Below are 21,032 nucleotides of genomic sequence, written 5' to 3' on the forward strand. Positions count from 1 at the left end.
GGGGCGAGCTCAGCAGGGGCAGCCCGGGTGCCGTGACCACCGGCGGGCCAGCACCGAGCCGCTGCCGACGTCGAACTCCAGGGTGGTGTCCAGCGTCATCGGCGGGTCCGGGATGCCCAGCGGATCGTCCGCACAGCGCAGGGCGCGGACCACCCGGTCCACCTGGTTGAGGGCCAGCGCCGCGGTGCCCATCAGGGTGGCGCGGTCGGCCGCCCCGACGGTGTGCCGCAATTGGGCGGCCACCGCGGGCCAGGCCGCGTCCCGATCGCGGCGGTGCCGGTCGGCACACGCCAGACACGACGTCACGCCGGGGATGACGAGCGGACCCACCAGCCCGGTGCCGTCGCGCACCCGCACGGGCAGGTGCGGCACCTCGGCCGCATGCAGGTCGCGCAGCACCCGCGGGTCGGCGATCAGGGCGTCGGCGAGCACCACGAGGTCGGTGCGGTCGGCGGTCACGACGGCGTGGGGCTGGCTGCTGTGCGTGATCCGGGTGCCGGAGCATTTCAGCGCCCCGGCCAGCAGGTCCGACAGCGGGCCCCGGCCGTGGATGCGGACGGTCACCGTCCGGCCGACGGGGTGTCCCGTGGTCAGCACCCCGGCCTGGGTGAGGACACCGAAAAGTTCGGCCACGATGGACGCGCAGGACGGGTCGGGCACCCCGAGTCGTCGGGCGTGCCCGCACACTTCGTCCGGGGAGCAGGCGGACTGCATTCCGCGCAGCAGGGCGGCCAGCGCACCGGAGGTCAGTCCGGCCGGGGGATGCACCTCCACTGCCCGGCGTGGGTCCCAACCCACCTGCACCGTGTCATCCGGTCGCAGCAGCACCGGCATCGACGGATTGAGCAGATAGCGCCTCATGCACTGACTGTGCCACGGCCCGGCGGGGTGCCGAATCAGTTGTTTTCGGGCTCCGCGGGTCCGTCGTTCCCCTCGTCTTCGAGCTGGGCCAGCGCCTCGTCGATGCCGCTGGTGTCACCGCCGACGGCCCGGTCGATGAACGCGGCGGGCTCGTCGAGATCCTCGGCGCGGGGGAGCAGATCGGGATGCTGCCAGACGGCATCGCGCGCGTCGGCGCCGACGGCGTCGGTGAGCTTCTCCCACAGCAGGGCCGCTTCGCGCAGCTTGCGTGGCCGCAATTCCAGGCCGACCAGGGTGGCGAACGTCTGCTCGGCCGGACCGCCGGTCGCACGCCGGCGCCGCAAGGTCTCCGACAACGCGGCCGTTCCGGGGATGCGTTCGCCGAGCGCGGCGGTGACGACGGTCTGCACCCAGCCTTCGACCAGGGCGAGCAGCGTTTCCAGCCGTTCCAGCGCCGCGACCTGCTCGGGGGTGGCCTTCGGTTCGAAAATGCCCTGGTTGAGTAGCTGCTCCATGGCGGCAGGGTCGGTCAGAGCGGCCGGGTTGATACCGCTGGCCAGGTCTTCGATCCCGCTCATGTCGATCTTCATGCCCTTGGCGAACGCCTCGACGGCGCTGAGCAACTGGCTCGACAGCCACGGGACATGGCTGAACAGCCGGTGGTGGGCGGCCTCACGCGCGGCCAGGAAGGTCAGCACCTCGCTGCGCGGTTGCTCCAGACCTTCCGACAGCGTTTCGACGGCCTCGGGCAGCAACGCGGCAACGCCCTTGGGGCCCAGCGGCAGCCCGATATCGGTGGAGGTGAGCACCTCCTTGGACAGCTTGCCCAGCGCCTGGCCGAGCTGACTGCCGAAGGCCATCCCGCCCATCTGCGACATCATCGCCAGCAGGGGACCGGCCATGGTCTGGGCCTCTTCGGGCAGTGCCGAGGCCCAGACCGTCGAGATCTGTTCGGCGACCGGGTCGCACAACCGCTTCCAGGTGTCCAGCGTGTTGTCCAGCCAGTCGGTGGCGGTCCATGCCACGGCACGGGTGGTGCCGGCGGGCAGCGGGGTCACCCCGTCGAGCCAGGTTTCGGCGAGGCGCACCGCATCGGAGATGGCGGCCCCCGTCTTCTCCGACACCGGAGCGACGAATCCGATCGAGCTGGACGCCAACTGGCGGGCCAGGTCGTAGTTCACCGGACCGGACTGTTGGCCGGGGTTCATCACATTGCCTGCGCCGCTGAACATTTCGCCGAGCTTGGTGAATATCTGGCCCAGATCGCCCATGTCGAAGCCGGCACCGCCCAGGCCGAAGGGATCCGCGCCAGAACCCTGGCCGGGGTTTTCGTTGCGCTTGTCGCGGTCGGGGTCGTCCCCGCTGGAGAAGCCGAAGGGCAGGTCAGCCATGGCTTCAACGGTACTCACACCTGACCGCCGACGTGGGGCCGCGGGTCACGCTGTGGGTGAACGCGCTCTACTGTGGGCGGCGTGAACAGGCGGATTATGACGCTGGTGGTCGCGCTGGTGCCGATCGTGGCGTTCGGCGTGCTGCTGTCGTTGGTGACGGTCCCTTACGTGTCGCTGGGCCCGGGCCCGACGTTCAACACCCTCGGTGAGGTGGAGGGCAAACAGGTCGTCGACATCAAGAGCACCGACGGCACCGCCGGCTCCATCGTGCATCCCACCTCGGGACACCTGAACATGACGACGGTGTCGCAGCGCGACGGTCTCACCCTCGGTGAAGCCCTCGCCCTGTGGATGTCCGGACGCGATCAGCTGGTGCCGCGCGATCTGGTGTACCCGCCGGAGAAGTCCAAGGACGACATCGACAAGGCCAACACCAACGAGTTCAAGGCGTCGGAGGACAACGCGGAATACGCGGCGCTGTCCTTTCTGAAGTACCCGAAATCGGTGACCGTCGAGTCGGTGAGCGATCCCGGGCCGTCGGCGGGAAAGCTCAAGGACGGCGACGCGATCGACATGGTCAACAACGTCGAGGTGCCCAATATGGAGGCCTTCCAGGCGATCGTGAAGAGCACGAAGCCGGGGGATCAGATGGTGATCGACTACCGCCGCAAGAATCAGCCGGCCGGCACCGTCACCATCACGCTGGGCTCCAACCCCGACCGTGAGCACGGATTCCTGGGCATCGGGGTGCTCGACGCGCCGTGGGCTCCGTTCGACATCGAGTTCAACCTTGCCAATATCGGCGGCCCGTCGGCCGGGTTGATGTTCAGCCTGGCCGTCGTCGACAAGCTCACCACCGGCGACCTCAACGACGGAAAGTTCATCGCGGGCACCGGCACCATCAGTGCCGACGGCGCCGTCGGCTCGATCGGCGGCATCACGCACAAGATGATGGCGGCCCAGGAAGCGGGCGCCACCGTGTTCCTGGTGCCTGCCGACAACTGCGCCGAAGCGCTGACGGCGCGTGACGACAGGCTGCAGCTGGTCAAGGTGGACACCCTGACCACCGCCGTCGACGCGTTGCACACCATTTCTGCCGGTGGCGAACCTCCGCGTTGCTGAGAGTGCCCTTGGCGGGCTTTGCGTAGAGTTATTGCAGTTCCACGGACCACAAGACTGGAGTTGACGAGTGGGAATGCGGCCCGCGGCGCGAATGCCGAAGCTGACACGACGAAGCAGGATCCTCATCGCGGTGGCCCTGGCGGTCGTCCTGCTGTTGTTGGTGGGGCCCCGCGTCATCGACACCTACGTCGACTGGCTCTGGTTCGGTGAGCTCGGCTACCGGTCGGTGTTCACCACCCGGCTGATGACCGAGATCGTTCTGGGGCTGGCCGCTGCCGTGGTGTTCGGCGCGCTGGTGTTCGGCGGGATGACGCTGGCCTACCGCACCCGTCCGGTGTTCGTGCCGTCCGCCGGGCCCAACGATCCGGTCGCCCGGTACCGCACCACCGTGATGAGCCGGTTGCGGCTGTTCGGGATCGGCATCCCGGTGTTCGTCGGTCTGTGCGCCGGCGTCGTCGCGTGGCAGTCCTGGACGACGGTGCAAATGTTCCTGCACGGTGGCGATTTCGGCGTCACCGATCCGCAGTTCGGCCGCGATCTCGGCTTCTACGCGTTCGATCTGCCGTTCTACCGGTGGCTGCTGGACTTCCTGATGATCGGCGTCTTCATCGCGTTCCTGGCGAACCTGGTGAGCCACTACCTGTTCGGCGGGATCCGGCTGTCCGGACGGACCGGCGCGCTCAGCAAGGCCGCACGTATCCAGTTGGTGGCGCTGGCCGGCACGCTGGTGCTGTTCAAGGCCGCGGCCTACTGGCTGGACCGCTACGAGCTGCTCAGTAACACCCGTGGCGGCAAACCGTTCACCGGCGCGGGCTACACCGACATCAACGCCGTGCTGCCCGCGAAGCTGATCCTGCTGGCCATCGCGGTGATCTGTGCGGTCGCCGTGTTCTCCGCGCTGTTCATGCGTGACCTGCGCATCCCGGCCATCGGGCTGGTGCTGCTGTTGCTGTCCTCCCTCATCATCGGCGCGGGCTGGCCCATGATCGTCGAGCAGTTCAGCGTCAAACCCAATGCCGCGCAGAAGGAAAGCGAATACATCGGCCGAAGTATCACGGCGACCAGACAGGCCTACGGGCTGACCGATCAGACCGTCACCTACCGCGATTACAGCGGTAACGCGGCGACGACGGCCCAGCAGGTGGCCGCCGATCGCGCGACGACGTCGAACATCCGTCTGCTGGACCCGACCATCGTCAGCCCAGCGTTCACACAGTTCCAGCAGGGCAAGAACTTCTACAGCTTTCCCGAGCAACTGGCCATGGACCGCTACAACGGGCCGGACGGCAACCTGCGCGACTTCGTCGTCGCCGCGCGCGAACTCAACCCCGAGCGGTTGATCGACAACCAGCGCGACTGGATCAACCGGCACACCGTCTATACGCACGGCAACGGTTTCATCGCATCGCCGGCCAACACGGTGCGCGGGGTGGCCAACGATCCCAACCAGAACGGTGGCTACCCGGAGTTCCTCGCCAGCGTGGTGGGGGCCAACGGCGGGGTGGTCTCGCCCGGGCCCGCGCCGCTGGATCAGCCCCGGGTCTACTACGGCCCGGTGATCGCCAGTGCGCCCGGCGATTACGCGATCGTCGGCCGCAACGGCGGTGACCGTGAATACGACTACGAGACCAACACCGAGACCAAGAACTACACCTATACCGGTGGCGGTGGTGTGTCGATCGGTAACTGGCTGGCGCGCAGCGTGTTCGCGGCGAAGTTCGCCGAGCGGAACTTCTTGTTCTCCAACGTGATCGGCTCCAACAGCAAGATCTTGTTCAACCGCGATCCGTCCGAGCGGGTCGAGGCGGTGGCGCCGTGGCTCACCACCGACAACGGGGTCTACCCGGCCATTGTCAACAAGCGGATGGTGTGGATCGTCGACGGCTACACCACGCTGGACAACTACCCGTATTCCGAGCTGACGTCGCTGTCCAGTGCGACCATCGACTCCAACGAGGTCGCGGTCAACCGGTTGCTGCCCGACAAGCAGGTGTCCTACATCCGGAACTCGGTGAAGGCCACCGTCGACGCCTACGACGGCACCGTCACGCTCTATGCGCAGGACGAGAACGATCCGGTGCTCAAGGCGTGGATGTCGGTGTTCCCGGGCACGGTGAAGCCGAAGAGCGACATGTCCACGGAACTGCAGGACCACCTGCGCTACCCGGAGGACCTGTTCAAGATCCAGCGGTCGTTGCTGGCCAAGTACCACGTCAACGATCCGGTGACGTTCTTCTCCACCTCGGACTTCTGGGACGTCCCGCTGGATCCGAACCCGACGGCCAGCAGTTATCAGCCGCCGTATTACATCGTGGCCAAAGACATTGCGCAGAACGACAATTCGGCGTCATTCCAGCTGACCAGCGCGATGAACCGGTTCCGGCGGGACTTCCTGGCGGCGTACATCAGCGCCAGTTCGGATCCGCAGACGTACGGCAAGATCACCGTGCTCACCATCCCCGGTCAGGTCAACGGACCCAAGCTGGCGTTCAACGCCATCAGTACCGATACCGCGGTCAGTCAGGACCTCGGTGTCATCGGCCGGGACAACCAGAACCGGATCCGGTGGGGCAACCTGCTGACCCTGCCGGTCAGCGCGGGTGGCCTGTTGTATGTGGCACCCGTGTACGCCTCACCGGGCGCCAGTGACGCGGCGTCGTCCTACCCGCGCCTGATCCGGGTGGCGATGATGTACAACGACAAGGTCGGCTACGGTCCGACGGTCGGTGACGCGCTCACCGAGATCTTCGGTCCGGGTGCGGCGGCCACGGCCACCGGTCCGGCTCCGGCGGACGGCTCCGGTGCCAAACCTCTTGCGACGCCGCCTCCTGCGGCTCAGGTCCCTGCTGCGCCGCCGCAGCAGGGTCAGGCGCYCGAGGTGCCGGTGCCCGTAGGGGCGGTCCCCGGTGGCGGCGTGCAGCTCTCGACGGCCAAGGCGGCTGCGCTGCAGGACGTCAACGCCGCGCTCGATGCGGTGCAGCAGGCGCAGCGGACCGGCAACTTCGCCGATTACGGGGGCGCGCTGCAGAAGCTCGACGACGCGATGAACAAGTATCGCGAAGCCAAGTAGCTTGCGGATTGGCGCGATAGGTAAGCCAAGTAGCCTGCTCTGACCGCACAATCGCGGCTCTTGGAATGCGTTCCAAGAAGATCCCAAGTGGGATGGTCCATTCTTTCGGCCTGTCTATGCGCATGGTCGAAAGGACCTCTGATGACCCTGGCCGAAACCGTCGGCGATGATGTTCTGTCCACACTTCCCGGGCACCTCAGCGCGCTGGTCGCGCTGCCCGGGGAGCCCGGCTACGAACGTTGCAACCCATGGAATGCCGCCGTGCAGGTGCAACCGGCCGCGGTGGTCTTCGCCACGGAGCCGCACCACGTGGCCGAGACCGTCCGGTTCGCCGGTTGGCACGGCCTACGCGTCGCGGTGCAGGCAACCGGGCACGGGGCCGTCCCGATCGGGCAGGACGCCATTCTGGTGCTCACCTCGGCGATGACCGAATGCGTCGTCGATCCCGAGGGCCGCACCGCGCGGGTGGCCGCCGGCGTGAGATGGCAGCAGGTGATCGATGCCGCTGCCCCGTATGGCCTTGCGCCGTTGTGTGGTTCGTCCACCACCGTCGGTGTGGTGGGGTATCTCAGCGGCGGCGGCGTCGGACCGCTGGCGCGCAGTGTCGGGGTGTCCTCGGACCATGTGCGGTCCTTCGACGTGGTCACCGGGGCGGGGGAGCTGCTGCACGTCACCCCGGACGCGTACCCGGAGTTGTTCTGGGGGCTGCGCGGCGGCAAGGCGGCGCTCGGCATCGTCACGGCGGTGGAGATAGATCTCCTCCCGATCCCCGAGTTCTACGGCGGCGCAGTGTATTTCGACGGCGACGAGGCGCCCGCGGTGTTGCGCGCGTGGTACGGCTGGTGCGCGACGCTGCCCGAGAACGTCAACACCTCGATCGCGCTTCAGTGTCTGCCACCGCTGCCGGGAGTGCCCGATCCGCTGGCGGGTCGGCTGACGGTCGCGGTCCGCTATGCCGCCCTCGACGATTTCACGGAGGCAGCGGCTCTTCTGGATCCGTTGCGGGCCGCGGGGACTCCGCTGCTGGACACCGTCGAGGTGCGGCCGTATGCGGCGATCGCCGTGGTACACGCGGACCCGGTCGACCCGATGCCGGTGTACGAGGAGCAGACGTTGTTGCGCGAGTTGACCTCCGAGGTGGTCGACATCCTGCTGGCCGCGGCCGGCCCGGGTTCGGCGTCCGTGCAGACCATCGTCGAGGTGCGGATGCTCGGCGGTGCGTTCGCTCGGCAGGCGGAGCACAGCAGCGCGTTCTGCCACCGCAACGCCGCCTACGCGGTCACCACCATCGGGGTGCCTGTCGGGCCGACGGGCGAATTGGTGCCGGCTCAGGCGAGCGCGCTGGCTCGTGCGCTGGAGCCATGGTCGACCGGTGGCCTGATGCCCAATTTCGCGCCCTCCGCAGATCCGGGACGGCTGGCCCGCGTGTACGACGAGGACACCCGGCACTGGCTGGGTGCGCTGGCCGACAAGTTTGACCCCGACGGGGTCTTGCGGACCGGTCAAGTGGTGCGTATGCCGAGCTCAGAATTGCCTCAAAACAGCCTCTGAGCACCCGATTTGGAGCTGCGCGCACCCCTTCTGTAACGTTGTATTCACCAACGCGGGGTGGAGCAGCTCGGTAGCTCGCTGGGCTCATAACCCAGAGGTCGCAGGTTCGAATCCTGTCCCCGCTACCAGTTGAAATGGCCCCCGGAGTTTCTCCGGGGGCCATTTTCATGCCCGTTGGGAACACTTTTGGGAACATTCGCAAAGCGCACCTCAGATCTGCGAAAGTTGCTGACCGTCACCACCCAGGCCGGTGCGAAAACAATCTTTGTCGGTGATCCGCATCAGTTGGCGCCGGTGAAAGCCCGGGGTGGGATGTTCGCCCAACTGTGCGAGGACCTGCCTGGACCCAGAAACTCACCGAAGTCTGGCGGATGCGCGACTCCGAGGAACGCGCCGCTTCCCTCGCATTGCGCGACGGCGACCAGAAAGAAGTGAGCCGTGCCGTTGACTGGTACCGCCGCCACGACCGGCTGCGCTGCGGGGATGAGGCCACCATGGCCGCCGACGCACTCGCGGCCTATAAAGCGGACATCGCTGCGGGTCGGGATGCGCTGTTGTTGTGCGACACCCGGGAGATAGCCGATGCGCTCAACCGGCGTCTGCACCGCGAAGCGGTCGCCGCCCACGCCCCAACCGTGACGGGCATAAACGGTTACCGGATCGGTGTCGGGGATCTCACCGTGACTCGACATAACGACGCTTCGATCCCGGTTCGCGACCAGGAGAACGCCGCCGCGGAAGCGAGTCCTGTACGCAACGGCCAACGCTGGTTGGTCGAGGTCGTCAATCCGGCCAACAACCGTTTAGGTGCCCGCCGGCTGGAGGACAACGTTGTCGGCGTGTTCAACGGTGGTTACGTTCAGGAGCACATCAGCCACGGTTACGCCGTCACCGTGCACTCTGCCCAGGGCGTCACCGCCGACACCAGCCACGCTGTCCTGAGCGAGAACGCTGAGCGCCGCCTGCTGTACGTTGCGATGACACGCGGACGGCACACCAACACCGCGCAGATCTATCAACCTACTGGCGAGGCAGGCGAATACAGCCACCAATCCACCTTGGCAGCTGTACCCGATCGCGGCACCGGGCACGACGCGGCCGAGTTGGTGCGCGGCATCATCGCCAACGACACCCGTCACCACCGCACACGACTATGGCGCGGGGCTTTCAGACGCCTTGGTGCCCAACAGCGTTCGTCACTTACGAGCTTCCCGTGTGCAGGCAGTGCAGCGGCGCACAGCGGACTTTCAGACTTGGAGGTCGCAGCGGTACGCGTTCGTGCGCGATAGGGAGGTAGCATGCACCCAGCGCCGTACCAGGAGTAGAGAACGCATGGCCGACTACGGACTCGAACTGTGATCGCATCGGACCAATCGGGCTAGCGACTTTCGGCGATAAGCGCGCTCCGCCGTCGATTCGTCAGACCTGTGCACTTCGTCGATTCGAGGGCGGGGCGGGCTACGTACCGACCTGTTGAAGGGGTTGTCCGGAAGGATTAGCATCTGACTGCCCTGAGGGGAAGGTTCAGTCAATTAACATGTCGTTGCTGGGCCGCCACCGTGAGTGTGTGGCGCTCGATGAGCTGCTTGGCCGGATACGCCGGGGAAGCAGCGGTGTTCTCGTCGTGCGGGGTGATGCGGGAATCGGTAAGACGGCGTTGCTGCGGCATCTTGTCGCTAGCGCTTCCGGGGTTACGATTCTGCGGTGCGCGGGCGTGGAATCGGAGATGGAGTTACCGTTCGCGGGCCTGCACGAATTGTGTTCTTCCTTGGTGGGGACTTTCGGCTCGCTGCCTGAGCCGCAGCGAGCCGCGCTGAGTGTCGCGCTCGGCTTGGAGTCGGGAGCCAGTCCCGACCGACTCCTGGTGGCCCTCGCAACGTTAGGCCTTCTGGCTGCATCCGCGGAGGACGGACCCTTGCTCTGCGTCGTCGAGGATGCACACTGGCTGGATCAAGCTTCGGCGCAAGTCCTCGGCTTCGTCGCGCGCAGGCTCCTCGCCGAGCCGGTCGCAATGGTCTTTGCCGCCCGAGCGCCCGTCCTGGCGCCGGACCCACTCTTTGGCCTGCCGCAGTTGCGCGTCGAAGGTCTTGGCGTCAACCATGCCGACGAGCTTTTGAGGTCAGCAGGCACCGCGCCTATCGACCGAGACGTCAGACGTCGGATCATCGATGAGACACAAGGCAATCCGTTGGCGTTGCTCGAACTCGGTTCCAAGATGGCGGCGGCGGCTTTCGCCGGCGGGTTCGCAGCACTCGACGGCCGGAGCCTGAGTGTCCGCATCGAGAACGAATACCTTGCACGCTTTCACGACCTGCCGCCGGATACCCGAGAACTCCTGCTTCTGGCCGCTGCCGATCCAGCAGGTGACGTCGCGCTCATCGGCCGCGCGGCCACCAGTCTGGGCATCGGTATCGATGCCGCCGACGCCGCGGTGGACGTGGGCTTGTTGGCTGAAGGAGGTGCTCTCCTGTTCCGGCACCCGCTCCTGCGCTCGGGTGTCTACCGCGCCGCCAGCGCCGAGGAACGGCAAGCGGTGCATCGCGCTCTCGCCGACGCCACCGACGAGACGCTTGATCCGGATCGTCGAGCGTGGCATCGGGCCTATGGAGCGTCAGTACCTGACGATGAGGTAGCCGAGGAACTCAGTGCATCGGCCGGTCGCGCTCGTGCACGCGGAGGTGCGGCGGCCGCCGCGGCATTCCTTGAGCGCGCGGCGGCATTGACTCCCGAACCGGGCAAGCGCGCATCACGTGCGCTCGCTGCTGCCGAGGCTAAGTGTGCGGTCGGCGATGCGGCCGCCGCCGCCCGCCTGATTGCGCAGGCTGACGGCGGTCCGTTGTCTGAGATTGATCGGGCGAGGGCGTCCCTGATCCGCGGGATGATTGCGTTTTCGCAGTATTCCGGTGGTGATGCCCCTGCTCTGTTGCTGAAGGCGGCCAACGACTTAGCGCCACTGGACGTGGAATTGGCGCGCGTGACCTACCTGCAGGCGCTGACTGCTGCGGGATCGGCGGGCCGCCTTGGCGAGCCCGACGCTCGACAGCGCATAGCTCGACGGGCCTTGGAGTTACCGTTGGACCAGGAACCGACTCCTGCCATCCAGCTGCTGGTGCGTGGGATCGCGACCTGGATGGCGCACGGGTACGTCGCAGCAGCGCCGACACTTAAGGAGGCATTGCGGCGCCACCGCAACGCAGCGCCCGATCCAGGCATCGTGGGTTACGCCTTCAACATCATGGGCATGCACATGTGCGACGACGTGGTCTGGTACGACATGGTGCTTAGTCAAGTGGAATTAGCTCGCGAGACCGGCACATTGAGTTGGCTGCCGCTCGCGCTCGGTTCTCTGGCGGAGTTCTATGTTCACGCTGGCCGATTCGCCGAGGCAGAGGCGCTGATCGACGAGGTACAGCGAATAGATCCGACGCTTGCCGCCACAGCTGGACCTCGAATTGCCTTTCTCATCGCAGCTTGGCGAGGCGACGCTCCCGCGGCCCGCACCGCACGTGACATGTTCGTCGCGGCGGCGACGGAGCGCGGCGAGGGCTGGGCGTTGACCTACGTTGAGTACGGGAATGCTGTGCTGTGCAACGGCCTCGCCGATTATGAGGCAGCAGCCGATTCTGCCGAATATCCCAGCGGGAGAGTCGATTCGGAGCCAGGCTATAGCGTGCGTGCATTGTTCGAAATGGTCGAGAGCGGCGTGCGCTGCGAACGTCGTGAACGCGCCCAGTTCGCCTCCGATCAGATGGCAGCAGTCGCGGCGGCCAGCGGGACCGATTATGCCCGTGCCATGGACGCACGTTGTCGCGCGATGCTCGCCGATGACGATGATGCCGAAAGGCTTTACGGCGAGGCGATTACGCTATTTGGCCGGACCAGAATGGCCGTCCTGCTGGCCCGTACCCGCCTGAGCTATGGAGAATGGCTACGCCGCCAGAATCGTCGCGTCGATGCACGGGTGCAATTGAATTCGGCGTTCGAGGACCTGACCCGGATGGGTGCCCATGGGTTCGCGGCGCGGGCCCGTGCCGAATTGGAGGCCACAGGGGAGAAGGTGCGCAAACGCACCGGACCTTCCAGGGGTGGGCTCACGGCCCAAGAAGAGCAGATCGCGCAGCTCGCGCGCCGACGCAGGACCAATCCCGAGATCGGTGCGCAGTTGTTCTTGAGTCCGCGCACGGTTGAGTGGCATCTTCACAACATCTTCGCCAAGCTCGAAATCGGTTCTCGACGTGAGCTCGACGCGGCGCTGCAGCGCCGAGAAACGCAGCGCATCTAGGGTGCGGACGCGAGGTCACCCAGTCCGGCACCGAAACCCGCTTCCAGGGCACCGTCGGTCTGCATTCCGGCGGCGAAGAGCTGCTGCATCCGGGCTTTGGTTTCCGGGCGGGCCAGTCCTGCTAAGAACAGCTGACTGTCCTCGTGCAGCGCATCTACGTCGGGAAGGGCGATGGCGTTGACCCGACGTTTGGCGTCGGCGATGCCGCGCGCGGGAAAGCGTGCGATCCGGTGGGCGAGCGCGGAGGTGAACGCCGGTAACTCGTCGTCGGGAAGCGAGCGGTTAATCCAGCCGTACTGGGCGGCGAGTTCGGCGGGAAAGTCTTCGGCGCCGATGAGCGCTTCTAATGCCCGCCCTCGCCCCATCAGACGGGTGAGGTGTTGCAGCGCACCGGCTCCGGGCACGGCTCCCAGGCCGATCTCGGGTTGTCCGAACATCGCACGATGACCGGCGAAGCGCATGTCGCACGCAAGGATGAATTCGCTGCCGGCGCCGCGGACGCGGCCGGTGATGGCGGCGATGGAGACTTGTTTGAGGGTGCTGATGCGCCGGTACAGTGCGCCCAGCGGTGCTCCTGGTTCGAGGCGGGCGACTTCGGTGCCCAGTTCGGAAGCGCGGTGCATGTCGACGTGGGCGCTGAAGAATTCAGGGCTGGCACTGCGGAATAGAAGCACGGAGATGTCGTCGTGCTCTTCGAGGTAGAGGATCAGGTTGACCAGATCGCGTACCAGTTCCGGGCCGATCAGGTTCAGCGGTGGGGCGTCCAGGGTGGCGTAGAGGACTCGGTTGTCGACGCGCAGGTCGAGGGTTTCGGTGGTGATCACGTGGTCCTCAGTTCGGAAGGGGGGTGCCGGTGTGTTCGGCGATCAGGTAGGTGGCGTACCAGTCGGGCCAGTCGGGGTCTTCTGCACCGAGTCGGGTTTCGTGTTCGCCGTGAGCGTCGGCGGCGCGTCGCAGCGCTGCGGCTAGATCGTCCGCCGAACTGAACGCTGCGATGCCTTCGACCCGACCGGGCAGTCGGGTGGTGATTTCTTGTAACCACCAACGGTTTCCGTCGGGATCGGTGAAGGTGGCAAACGAGCCATAACTGCCGCGGTCTGGTTGCGGCCCTGCGACCCGTGCGGTCTCTCCAGCGTGGTGGAAGACGCCGCCGGCATCGTGGAACACCTCGCTCACCTCTGCTCCGGAGCTGAGGAGTTCTGTTCTGGCGGTGTCGATGTCGCTTACGGCCAGATGCAGTCCGATGACCGGGGAATCTGCGTCGGTGACACCGGTGCCGAAGATGATCGAGCACGGTGACCCGGGTGGGGTGAATTGGATGACACGGAAGTCCGGGCCGGTGCTGACGTCGGCATCAATGCGCCAACCCAGTGACGCGTAGAACTGTTTGGCCCGGTCGACGTCGGTGACGGGCAGCACGACGACTTCGAGTTTGAGGTCCATGGGTTGCGTTTCCTCAGCGCCCGACCGGTGCAGCGTTTCTGAGCGCGGCGCGTTCGATGCTCGCCGCAAACCGGGGAGTTTCTAAGGCATTGTGGCGGGACGACGCGGTGGTGTGTGCAGCAGCGGCCTGCTCCAGGGTGAGACCGGCACCGTCGAGGAATGCCAGGAAGTCTTCGGTGGGTCGGACGACCACTTCGTTGGTGAACAACAGCCCGTCGCCGTCGGGTTCGGCGGTCAGCTCCCAGGTCACGTGGATGGTGGTGCGGCTGCCGTCCTCGGTAAATACGTCGGAGACCGACACCATCTTGGCGTGCAGGGGCTCGACGATTTCCCCAACGTAGTGCTCAACGATCAGGGAGTCACCAACCTTCTCGACGTTGATCGACATGGGACGGCCGTCGTCGGTGGTGGTGTACCCGGCGGCGATGTGATCCGGCGGGGCGCAGCGCTGGTACTCGGCATCGGGGATGCTAAGCAGCCAGGCGCCGATGTCGACGCGATCGGCTGGGGCGTTGATCCGGGCCTGGAATGCGGAGCGGGCGAGCAACAGGTCGGTGTGCGCGATGGTCATGCGAGTGCCTTTCGGTGGTTGAGGAGTGCGAGCAGTTCGTCGGTGGTGTGGATGGCGTGGGCGTACTGGGGTGCGTTGATGTCGAACGTGGCGGTCATCTCGTCCCAGCTGAACGCTCCGATGGCGTCGCGGATGAGGGTGACGTGGTAGCCAAGTTCTTGCGCGAAGCGTGCGGTGGTGTCAACGCAGGTGTTGGCTTTCATGCCGATGATGACCACCTTGGTGAGGCGGTGCTGCTTGAGCAGCATGTCCAGGTCTGTGTTGGCGAAACCGCTTGAGGCCCAGTGCTGAGTGGCCACCAGTTCGTCGTCGCGGGGGACGAAGTCGGGATGCCATTGGGCGCCCCAGCTGCCGACAGCGAACGTCTGCCGCTCCAGGACCCGACGCTGGGTGGGGGAGAGGTGATCCCAGCTGCGGTAGTCGTTGGGGGCGGTTTGGTGATGCGGGACGATGAAGACCCGGATGCCGCGCTGGCGGGCGGCGGCGAGGACGGCGCGCATGTGGTCGAGCAGCTGGATTCTGTCGGCGACGTTTTTGACGGCGTCCCACAACTTCCCGCCCTCGGAGATGAAGTCGTTGTACGGGTCGATGATGAGCAGCGCCGTGTCGTCCGCGTTGTAAGTCTCTGCCGGATCGGTCATGGTTCGAGCATCGCCGCTACGGATGCCGTTCGCGCCGGGGTAAATACCGGGCCCATACCCTGGTAGCGCCGAGATGCCCCCGGGGCGTACTCGGGGGCGCTGGTCGGAGACGCGCCGAACAAGGTTCATATTGGGTCAGCGCGACTGTCATCTGACGAATAGCGGCGAATGCCCACGCCGGTGAACACGTCGAAATGATCGTTCCAACGGTGACAAATCGCTTCTTGGATGCGCGGTGCCGTGCTAGGGAGATGGTCATGACCGTGGAACTCGAGTTGGCTGGACAAACCGTCGTTCTGATCGGTGGTAGCGCCGGGATCGGGCTGGCAACTGCGCGACGGGCTCGCGCCGCCGGCGCTGCAGTGATCCTCACAGGTCGGGATCCGAATCGGCTGGCCGCAGCCTCTGCCGATGTGGGTGCGCACAGCACCGCAGCCTTTGACGCCAACGATTCCGATGCGCTCGCCGAGTTCTTCCAAGATCTTCCCGGCCGGATCGACCACATCCTCGTGACGGCAGGCGGGCCGAGCTACAAGCCGATGCTGCAGATGTCCGGAGCGGAGGTTCGTGAGGCGCTCAGCGGACATGCCGTACTCGGCCTCGACGTAGCGCGGCACGCCCGAACGGCAGTCCGCCCTGCGGGTTCACTCATCCTTATGGGTGGTACCGGTGGTCGCCGTATCGACCACCGAATCGGAATCGTCTCGGCTGCAACAGCAGTCCTTCCGCCGTTCACGGCGGCGCTGGCCCTGGAACTAGCTCCTGTGCGGGTCAACCTCATCGCAGCCGGATTCGTAGACACACCACTATCTGCAGCGCTGCTGGGGGACCAGCTCGAGCACCGCCGCGACGAACTCGCGCAGAACCTACCGATTGGACGCGTCGTCACAGCCGAGGACGTCGCCGCACTCGGAGTGCATCTCATGGTCAATACCGCGCTCACCGGCGCCACCTACGACATCGATGGCGGGCAACAGTTCGTCTGAAGCAGCTTCCAGCTTCCAGCTTGGCCGGCCGGTCGAGGGTTGGCGACGGTCAGCCGGAAGGCTCTCCGGGCGGTTCCGCAGCGACGCGTTTTTGGGAACACTTTTGGGAACACAACGCTGCGAAACACCCCCCAAATCGGTGGGATCCAGCGGTACCGAGCGGACCTATGCACCGCACTACCTGCACTTATGGGACCGGACGGGGTATCAAAAATTCCCGGTGGCTAGCTCATAACCCAGAGGTCGCAGGTTCGAATCCTGTCCCCGCTACCAGTTGAAATGGCCCCCGGAGCCTTCTTCGGGGGCCATTTCTTTGGCTTTGCGAACACGCTGGGGAACATTCGCGAAGCTGACGAGTCGTGGGAGTACCCCTCAAGAAGCAACTGTCGAGGCGACAGATCAGCGCGCACATGCCAGCACTCCCATAAGCGCTGGCTCAGTTGTCGTAGTCCACTGCGACGTTGGGCGTGGTGGGATGTGATTGGCAGGTCAGGACGAAGCCGGCTTCCAGCTCTGCTTTGTTGAGTGCAAAATTTTGTTCCATCGACACTGCTCCTGCAGTGACCTTGGCTTTGCACGTGCCACACGCTCCGCCGAGGCAGGCGTAGGGGGCTTCGATGTCGTTCTTCAAAGCGGATTCGAGAATGGTCTCGCCGGCGGCGACGTGCACGGTGTGCGCTTCGCCGGACAGCGTGATGGTGGCCTCGGTTTCGGGAAAGCCGTCGACATGGGCGGGTCGGTTCGTGCCGCGGAAGAGTTCGAGATTTATTTTCTCGGCCTGCACCGCCTCGGTGATGAGGTCATCGCGCAGTACCGTGACGAGCGCGCTGGGGCCGCACAGGTACCAGCGGTCGATTGTCGTGAGGTCAGCGCCGAGCAGGCGTCGAACCATCGGCAGATCGATGCGGCCGCGAAGGGGCGCTGGATGGTGGGCCTGGGCTGAGCGGACGTGGAAGATGCGCAGGCGGTCTGCATAGCGTGCTTCGAGCTCGTCGAGTTCGGTGGCGAACATGGTCGATTCAGCGGTCCGGTTGCCGTAGAAGAGGGTGAAGCGGCTCTCGGTCTCGATCGCCATTGTGGTGCCGATGATCGACAGGATGGGTGTGATACCGCTCCCGGCCGCCACCGCGACATAATCGCGCCGAGCCAGTGGATCAAGAGGCGCACCGAAGCTCCCCGTGGGGGTCATCAACTCCAGAACGTCACCGGCGCAGAGTGTCTCGACCGCGAACGTCGAAAACGCCCCACCGTCGACGTGCCGTATTCCGATCGCCAGCTTCCCCGATGTGGCGGGGGCGCAGATCGAGTAGTTACGTCGTACTTCCTTGCCGGCGATGCGTGTTTTGACGGTGAGGTGCTGGCCGGCCTGGAATTGGAACCGGTCGCTGAGATGAGCGGGAACGTCGAAGGTGACCTGGACGCTCCCCGGAGTCAGGGGCTGCACGCTCTTGACGGGGATCCGGTGCGTACTGGAGTGCCGCGCCGCAGAAGGCCGAGGTACCCGGATCGGAAGCAGCGCAGCGAGTTTCCCATTGAGACGTTTCCACTCGTGGAATTGCGGCGCGTCCAGCTGCTGCCCGAAGACGGTGCTCATTGCCGGGTCGCGTTCGAGGTACGCGGCCTCATTTCGCCGCCACGCAGCGACATAACGGTAGAAGGGGATGGAGGGGTGCAAGTGGTGGACCAGGTGATAGTTCTGCGACAGGAGCAGGGGAGTCAGGATCCACTCCGAGCCGACGCGGTTGCGGGTCGCCCGGTACCGGTTCCCGCGCTGGGTGTCCTCCAGGTCGTGGTGGGGTAGCCAGTCGAACCACCACGCCAGCACGAACATCGCCACCCGCTCCGGGATCAGGTAGATCACCGCGAGCGTCCACAGCTGTCCGGCGAATGCGGCCCCCACGATAACCGTCACCGAGAGAGTCATCAACGCCGCCGTTTCCACAATCTCGGAGCGCGGGCGGCGGCGGATGTTGCGGACCAAGAGGCCGATGTAGGGCAGGTCCATCGCCGGGAAGCGGACGGGTAGCTGCCACCAGGGCGCGGCGCTGACGAAGTGATCGGGGTCGTTCGCACCGTCATTGGTGTTGCGGTGGTGCTCGATGTGAATGAACGCAAACGACTTGAAAGAGATCAGCGGCGAGACGAAGAACATCGCCACCCGCCCGAACGCGACGTTGACCCAACGATGTGAGCTGATCGAGTAGTGCGACGCATCGTGCAGCACGGTGAACATGATGAAGATCGCTGCGGCGCTCGCGGCGATGGTCGCGATCGCAGGCCAAGTGTCGGTGAGGGCAGCCCACGTCGACCCACCGAGGAGTACGAGCGCGAAGGTGAAGATCCCGACAATCGGCCAGGACAGGGTCGGCACCTGCTCACCTGGATCAGGCAAGGCCAGCTGCGAGGGTTGGGAGTGTTGCGCCGTGGTCACCGTCGAACTCCTCGATCGTGCTCGGGATGTGGTGACTCGAAAACTATTGGTGATCGATATCGGTCATCAAGACCCTTGCAGCCCTGTGTGGTGTGCTGTCAGCACATCGGGTGCGGGCCTGACTGCTATCTCGGTCAGGCTACGGGTCCGGCAGCATCGCCGACCGCAGCACGTCGCAGACGACGAGGGCGGCGTGCAGGTCGACGACCCTGGCCGTTGCCGGCCGGCCCATGCGTTGTTCGGCGCGACGGACTCTTTGCAGGATCGTGTTGCGGTGGATCCCGAGGGTGCGCGCTGCCGCGACCAGACTGCCTTGGGCGTCGAGCACCGCCAACAGTGCGGCGCGTTCGTCGCGCTCCTTGGCATCGTCTCGAGCAAGGTCGCCGAGTTGAGCGGCGACGAACTCCCGTGCCGCATCAAGGTCGCGTGAGATGGCGTCGACCAACGCGACATCGGTGAACGCCGTGATCGACGGTGCCGTGCGCTCGGACAGGTCGATGATCCGTCGGGTACGGAGGGCTTCGCGGTGAGAGCTACGAAAGCCTGCCGCCCCAGGATGGGCAGAGCCGAGCGCGATGTGAACGTTGTCGTAGTCGCCGGAAAGCTCGGTCGCCATGCCCTTCGACGACGTTGGCATGTCCGCGGTAGGCGCCGCCCATCCCCACACTGCAAGTGGGCCGTCTGCGACGACCAGTGAGTGGCTTGCTCCGAGATGTCTGCCGGTGTGCCTGGCGACTCGATCGAGGTTGACGCTGCGGTCATCGGTCCAGCAGACGAAACCGACTTGTGGGCCGGTGAGCCGGTAGCCGAGCACACGTTCGGCGCGCGCGTTGTCGATCCGCTCCCCGGCGAGCAGTGCCCGGACGACTTCGTCTCGCTCGGCTCGCGCCTGATTCTGGCGTCGATCGAGCTCGGCGACATACTCCGCTGCCACAAGACTGGAGATGCGGTCGATGTATCGGAACCCGAATCGCTCCAGATCGGCGAAGATTCGCAACGAAACTGCGGGGTCACCGATGCCGTCCCTCAGCGCCTCGGAGAGTCGCTCGGTGAAGTACTCGTGGCCCAGCCGGTAGAACCGCAGCATCACATCGACGCTGTGTCCCCTCGACGCCATCGCTCGTGCATGCTCAAGCGCTGTCACTGGGGCTTGGGCCGCCTCGACGTGGATGCCGTGACGGTACATCGACAGCGCGGCTTCGAGATTTGACGAGCAGGATCCCAGGGTGAGGCCGCGAAGCTCGGAGTCCCCGCCGACCTCCGGGATGCGCTGGGCCAGATACTCCAGCATGTCCTCGGCCATACCCGACACATTCGCCAGCATGGACGCGGCGATCCCCGTGCCCGCGGTCGAGCTGGGGGCCGGTTCCTCTCGCCCGTCCATCACTGCACCCTAGCGGCGCAAGGGACAGGATCGACTGCACACCGGGCGCGCTGCCTCCGGAACGGGGCCCGACTTGGTCAACGGAAGACGAAATACCTCAACCACAGGTACGGCGCGGCAAGGGCGATCGTCACGATGGTGACGACGGCGCCTTTACGGGGTGAACTCCCAGAAGCTGATCGGATGGCCTTCGCGGGCGATACCCAGCATGACGACGTGGCGCTGGCGCCCACCGCGGTGAGGTTTCCGCCGAAGTCGGCGCCCGCCGCCAGCGCCCACCAGAGTGCTTGCGCCTGAACAGGATCGGTGATCGCAGCGGTCAGGTCGGCGACGACGGGGCTCATGGTCGCGACGTACGGGATGTTGTCGATGATGCCGGACAGGCCGGCGGACACGATGAGGATCAGCATCGTCGCGGTGACCCAGTAACGCCACGATTGAGGGCGCGATGTGGATGACGGAATGGCCGATGAAGGCCGTGAACACCAGTGCCAGCACCACACCGCACTTCGTCAGCAGGCGCGGGTCGCGGATGGCCTCGCGTTCGTTGAGCGCCATCACGTCCGCAACCCGGTCAGGATGAACGACGAACGCCCCGCGGAACAGGATCGGCAGGATGAGCACAAAAGCCATCAGGACGACGAGCACCAGGGGAGTCATGTGCGTCAGAAAGTCGTTGAAGGACAAGCCTGCTCGGCTGGCAAGATGATGTTCGGCGGGTCACCGACCAGGGTGGCCGCACCGCCGATGTTGGAGGCGAACACCTCCGCCATCAGAAATGGCACCGGATTGATGCCAAGGCGCTCGCACACCAGCAGGGTCACCGGTGCGATCAACAGCACGGTGGTGACGTTGTCCAGGAACGCCAGGGTGCGGTGGCTGGAGAAAACGCTGCCGGTGGATCACGCGAATGGGATGCGGTCCCGGGGTTCTGGACCACCATCGGTGAAGCGACCGTCAAGTACCACGCCTGGGGCGACGGCTACGACCACAGTCGGTTCCTCGATCGCGGCGATGGATTCACCGTCTGGTACGAGTCGAATGGGGTCGCCGTCGGCGTGTTGACCCACAACAGTGACGACGATTATGAACTCGGCGAAGAAGTCATCGCCGCGCGCAAACCTGCACCGAAAAAGTACTGATATACCCGTACCAGGGAAACACGTTGCGGCACTGAGCCACTCGTGTCCGACGGCAGGCAATCGGCGCCGACTCGGTGTATCCGCGTCGATTTCTCGCGCCCAGCGCGAGCATTTTTTGGCGGCGTATCGCAGAAGGCTTTAATTAACGTCTTCGTTA

General features: G+C 65.5%; 16 protein-coding genes, 1 tRNA gene and 1 pseudogene. 9 read left to right on the top strand and 9 right to left on the bottom strand.

Annotated elements, in window-relative coordinates; genetic code table 11:
- Positions 1–9 precede the first annotated feature (9 nt).
- Positions 10–861, bottom strand: a complete 852-nt coding sequence (locus AC1DY7_RS06815) for a cyclodehydratase (protein WP_477492898.1) — start codon at positions 859–861, stop codon at positions 10–12.
- A gap of 35 nt (positions 862–896) precedes the next feature.
- Positions 897–2,270, bottom strand: a complete 1,374-nt coding sequence (locus tag AC1DY7_RS06820; RefSeq protein ID WP_477492899.1) for a zinc-dependent metalloprotease — start codon at positions 2,268–2,270, stop codon at positions 897–899.
- 63 nt (positions 2,271–2,333) lie between these two features.
- Here AC1DY7_RS06820 and AC1DY7_RS06825 point away from each other — a divergent pair, with 63 nt between their 5' ends.
- The 7 genes from AC1DY7_RS06825 to AC1DY7_RS06855 all read left to right on the top strand — a co-directional run bounded on the left by AC1DY7_RS06825 (position 2,334) and on the right by AC1DY7_RS06855 (position 12,277).
- Positions 2,334–3,374, top strand: a complete 1,041-nt coding sequence (locus AC1DY7_RS06825; RefSeq protein ID WP_477492900.1) for a YlbL family protein — start codon at positions 2,334–2,336, stop codon at positions 3,372–3,374.
- A gap of 67 nt (positions 3,375–3,441) precedes the next feature.
- Positions 3,442–6,444: a UPF0182 family protein gene (locus AC1DY7_RS06830; protein ID WP_477492901.1), complete on the top strand. Its 3,003-nt coding sequence runs from the start codon at positions 3,442–3,444 to the stop codon at positions 6,442–6,444.
- A 141-nt stretch (positions 6,445–6,585) separates the two neighbouring features.
- Positions 6,586–7,995, top strand: coding sequence for an FAD-binding oxidoreductase (locus tag AC1DY7_RS06835; protein ID WP_477492902.1), 1,410 nt, complete (start codon positions 6,586–6,588; stop codon positions 7,993–7,995).
- Between the two features lie 51 nt (positions 7,996–8,046).
- Positions 8,047–8,123: transfer RNA gene (locus AC1DY7_RS06840), tRNA-Met, on the top strand.
- 58 nt (positions 8,124–8,181) lie between these two features.
- Positions 8,182–8,430 (top strand): AAA family ATPase, encoded by a 249-nt coding sequence (locus AC1DY7_RS06845; RefSeq protein WP_477493222.1) that lies wholly within the window; start codon positions 8,182–8,184, stop codon positions 8,428–8,430.
- On the top strand, positions 8,322–9,284 hold the full coding sequence (locus AC1DY7_RS06850; RefSeq protein WP_477492903.1) for an AAA family ATPase: 963 nt from the start codon (positions 8,322–8,324) through the stop codon (positions 9,282–9,284). Before AC1DY7_RS06845 ends, AC1DY7_RS06850 begins: the two co-directional genes overlap by 109 nt.
- A gap of 248 nt (positions 9,285–9,532) precedes the next feature.
- Positions 9,533–12,277, top strand: a complete 2,745-nt coding sequence (locus AC1DY7_RS06855; RefSeq protein WP_477492904.1) for an AAA family ATPase — start codon at positions 9,533–9,535, stop codon at positions 12,275–12,277.
- On the opposite strand, the gene AC1DY7_RS06860 is transcribed toward AC1DY7_RS06855, so the two are convergent.
- Genes AC1DY7_RS06860 through AC1DY7_RS06875 form a run of 4 tightly spaced genes read right to left on the bottom strand, consistent with a single transcriptional unit; the run spans position 12,274 to position 14,932 of the window.
- Positions 12,274–13,101, bottom strand: a complete 828-nt coding sequence (locus tag AC1DY7_RS06860; RefSeq protein WP_477492905.1) for an enoyl-CoA hydratase/isomerase family protein — start codon at positions 13,099–13,101, stop codon at positions 12,274–12,276. The two genes, AC1DY7_RS06855 and AC1DY7_RS06860, sit on opposite strands and share 4 nt — an antisense overlap.
- Before the next feature lie 7 nt (positions 13,102–13,108).
- Entirely contained in the window at positions 13,109–13,720 is a 612-nt protein-coding gene (locus AC1DY7_RS06865; RefSeq protein ID WP_477492906.1) for a VOC family protein, read from the bottom strand.
- A 13-nt stretch (positions 13,721–13,733) separates the two neighbouring features.
- On the bottom strand, positions 13,734–14,291 hold the full coding sequence (locus AC1DY7_RS06870) for an SAM domain-containing protein (RefSeq protein WP_477492907.1): 558 nt from the start codon (positions 14,289–14,291) through the stop codon (positions 13,734–13,736).
- Positions 14,288–14,932, bottom strand: coding sequence for a cysteine hydrolase family protein (locus AC1DY7_RS06875; protein WP_477492908.1), 645 nt, complete (start codon positions 14,930–14,932; stop codon positions 14,288–14,290). The genes AC1DY7_RS06870 and AC1DY7_RS06875 overlap by 4 nt, the downstream gene beginning before the upstream one ends.
- A gap of 257 nt (positions 14,933–15,189) precedes the next feature.
- Between AC1DY7_RS06875 and AC1DY7_RS06880 the strand changes: the two genes are divergently transcribed.
- Positions 15,190–15,918 carry an SDR family oxidoreductase gene (locus AC1DY7_RS06880; RefSeq protein WP_477492909.1) on the top strand — a complete coding sequence of 243 codons (729 nt, stop codon included), beginning with the start codon at positions 15,190–15,192 and terminating at the stop codon, positions 15,916–15,918.
- A gap of 436 nt (positions 15,919–16,354) precedes the next feature.
- Here AC1DY7_RS06880 and AC1DY7_RS06885 read toward each other — a convergent pair whose 3' ends face one another.
- From AC1DY7_RS06885 to AC1DY7_RS06895, 3 genes and pseudogenes are all read right to left on the bottom strand, one after another.
- Positions 16,355–18,349: a fatty acid desaturase gene (locus tag AC1DY7_RS06885; protein WP_477492910.1), complete on the bottom strand. Its 1,995-nt coding sequence runs from the start codon at positions 18,347–18,349 to the stop codon at positions 16,355–16,357.
- 139 nt (positions 18,350–18,488) lie between these two features.
- A complete protein-coding gene (locus AC1DY7_RS06890; RefSeq protein WP_477492911.1) occupies positions 18,489–19,733 on the bottom strand; it encodes a PucR family transcriptional regulator in 1,245 nt (414 codons plus the stop codon).
- Positions 19,734–19,810: 77 nt separating this feature from the next.
- Positions 19,811–20,599: pseudogene (locus AC1DY7_RS06895) on the bottom strand (SLC13 family permease); the annotation flags it as partial.
- A gap of 9 nt (positions 20,600–20,608) precedes the next feature.
- Here AC1DY7_RS06895 and AC1DY7_RS06900 point away from each other — a divergent pair.
- A complete protein-coding gene (locus AC1DY7_RS06900) occupies positions 20,609–20,875 on the top strand; it encodes a hypothetical protein (protein WP_477492912.1) in 267 nt (88 codons plus the stop codon).
- The last annotated feature ends 157 nt before the right edge of the window (positions 20,876–21,032 follow it).

It is taken from the genome of Mycobacterium sp. P2_H7, assembly GCF_056403275.1.

What these genes read in the sequence shown, in the direction of transcription:
- AC1DY7_RS06890 (WP_477492911.1), bottom strand. Translation starts at nt 19,733, where the DNA reads ATGGACGGGCGAGAGGAACCGGCCCCCAGCTCGACCGCGGGCACGGGG.
- AC1DY7_RS06870 (WP_477492907.1), bottom strand. Translation starts at nt 14,291, where the DNA reads ATGACCATCGCGCACACCGACCTGTTGCTCGCCCGCTCCGCATTCCAG.
- AC1DY7_RS06855 (WP_477492904.1), top strand. Translation starts at nt 9,533, where the DNA reads ATGTCGTTGCTGGGCCGCCACCGTGAGTGTGTGGCGCTCGATGAGCTG.
- AC1DY7_RS06880 (WP_477492909.1), top strand. Translation starts at nt 15,190, where the DNA reads ATGACCGTGGAACTCGAGTTGGCTGGACAAACCGTCGTTCTGATCGGT.
- AC1DY7_RS06835 (WP_477492902.1), top strand. Translation starts at nt 6,586, where the DNA reads ATGACCCTGGCCGAAACCGTCGGCGATGATGTTCTGTCCACACTTCCC.
- AC1DY7_RS06865 (WP_477492906.1), bottom strand. Translation starts at nt 13,720, where the DNA reads ATGGACCTCAAACTCGAAGTCGTCGTGCTGCCCGTCACCGACGTCGAC.
- AC1DY7_RS06815 (WP_477492898.1), bottom strand. Translation starts at nt 861, where the DNA reads ATGAGGCGCTATCTGCTCAATCCGTCGATGCCGGTGCTGCTGCGACCG.
- AC1DY7_RS06875 (WP_477492908.1), bottom strand. Translation starts at nt 14,932, where the DNA reads ATGACCGATCCGGCAGAGACTTACAACGCGGACGACACGGCGCTGCTC.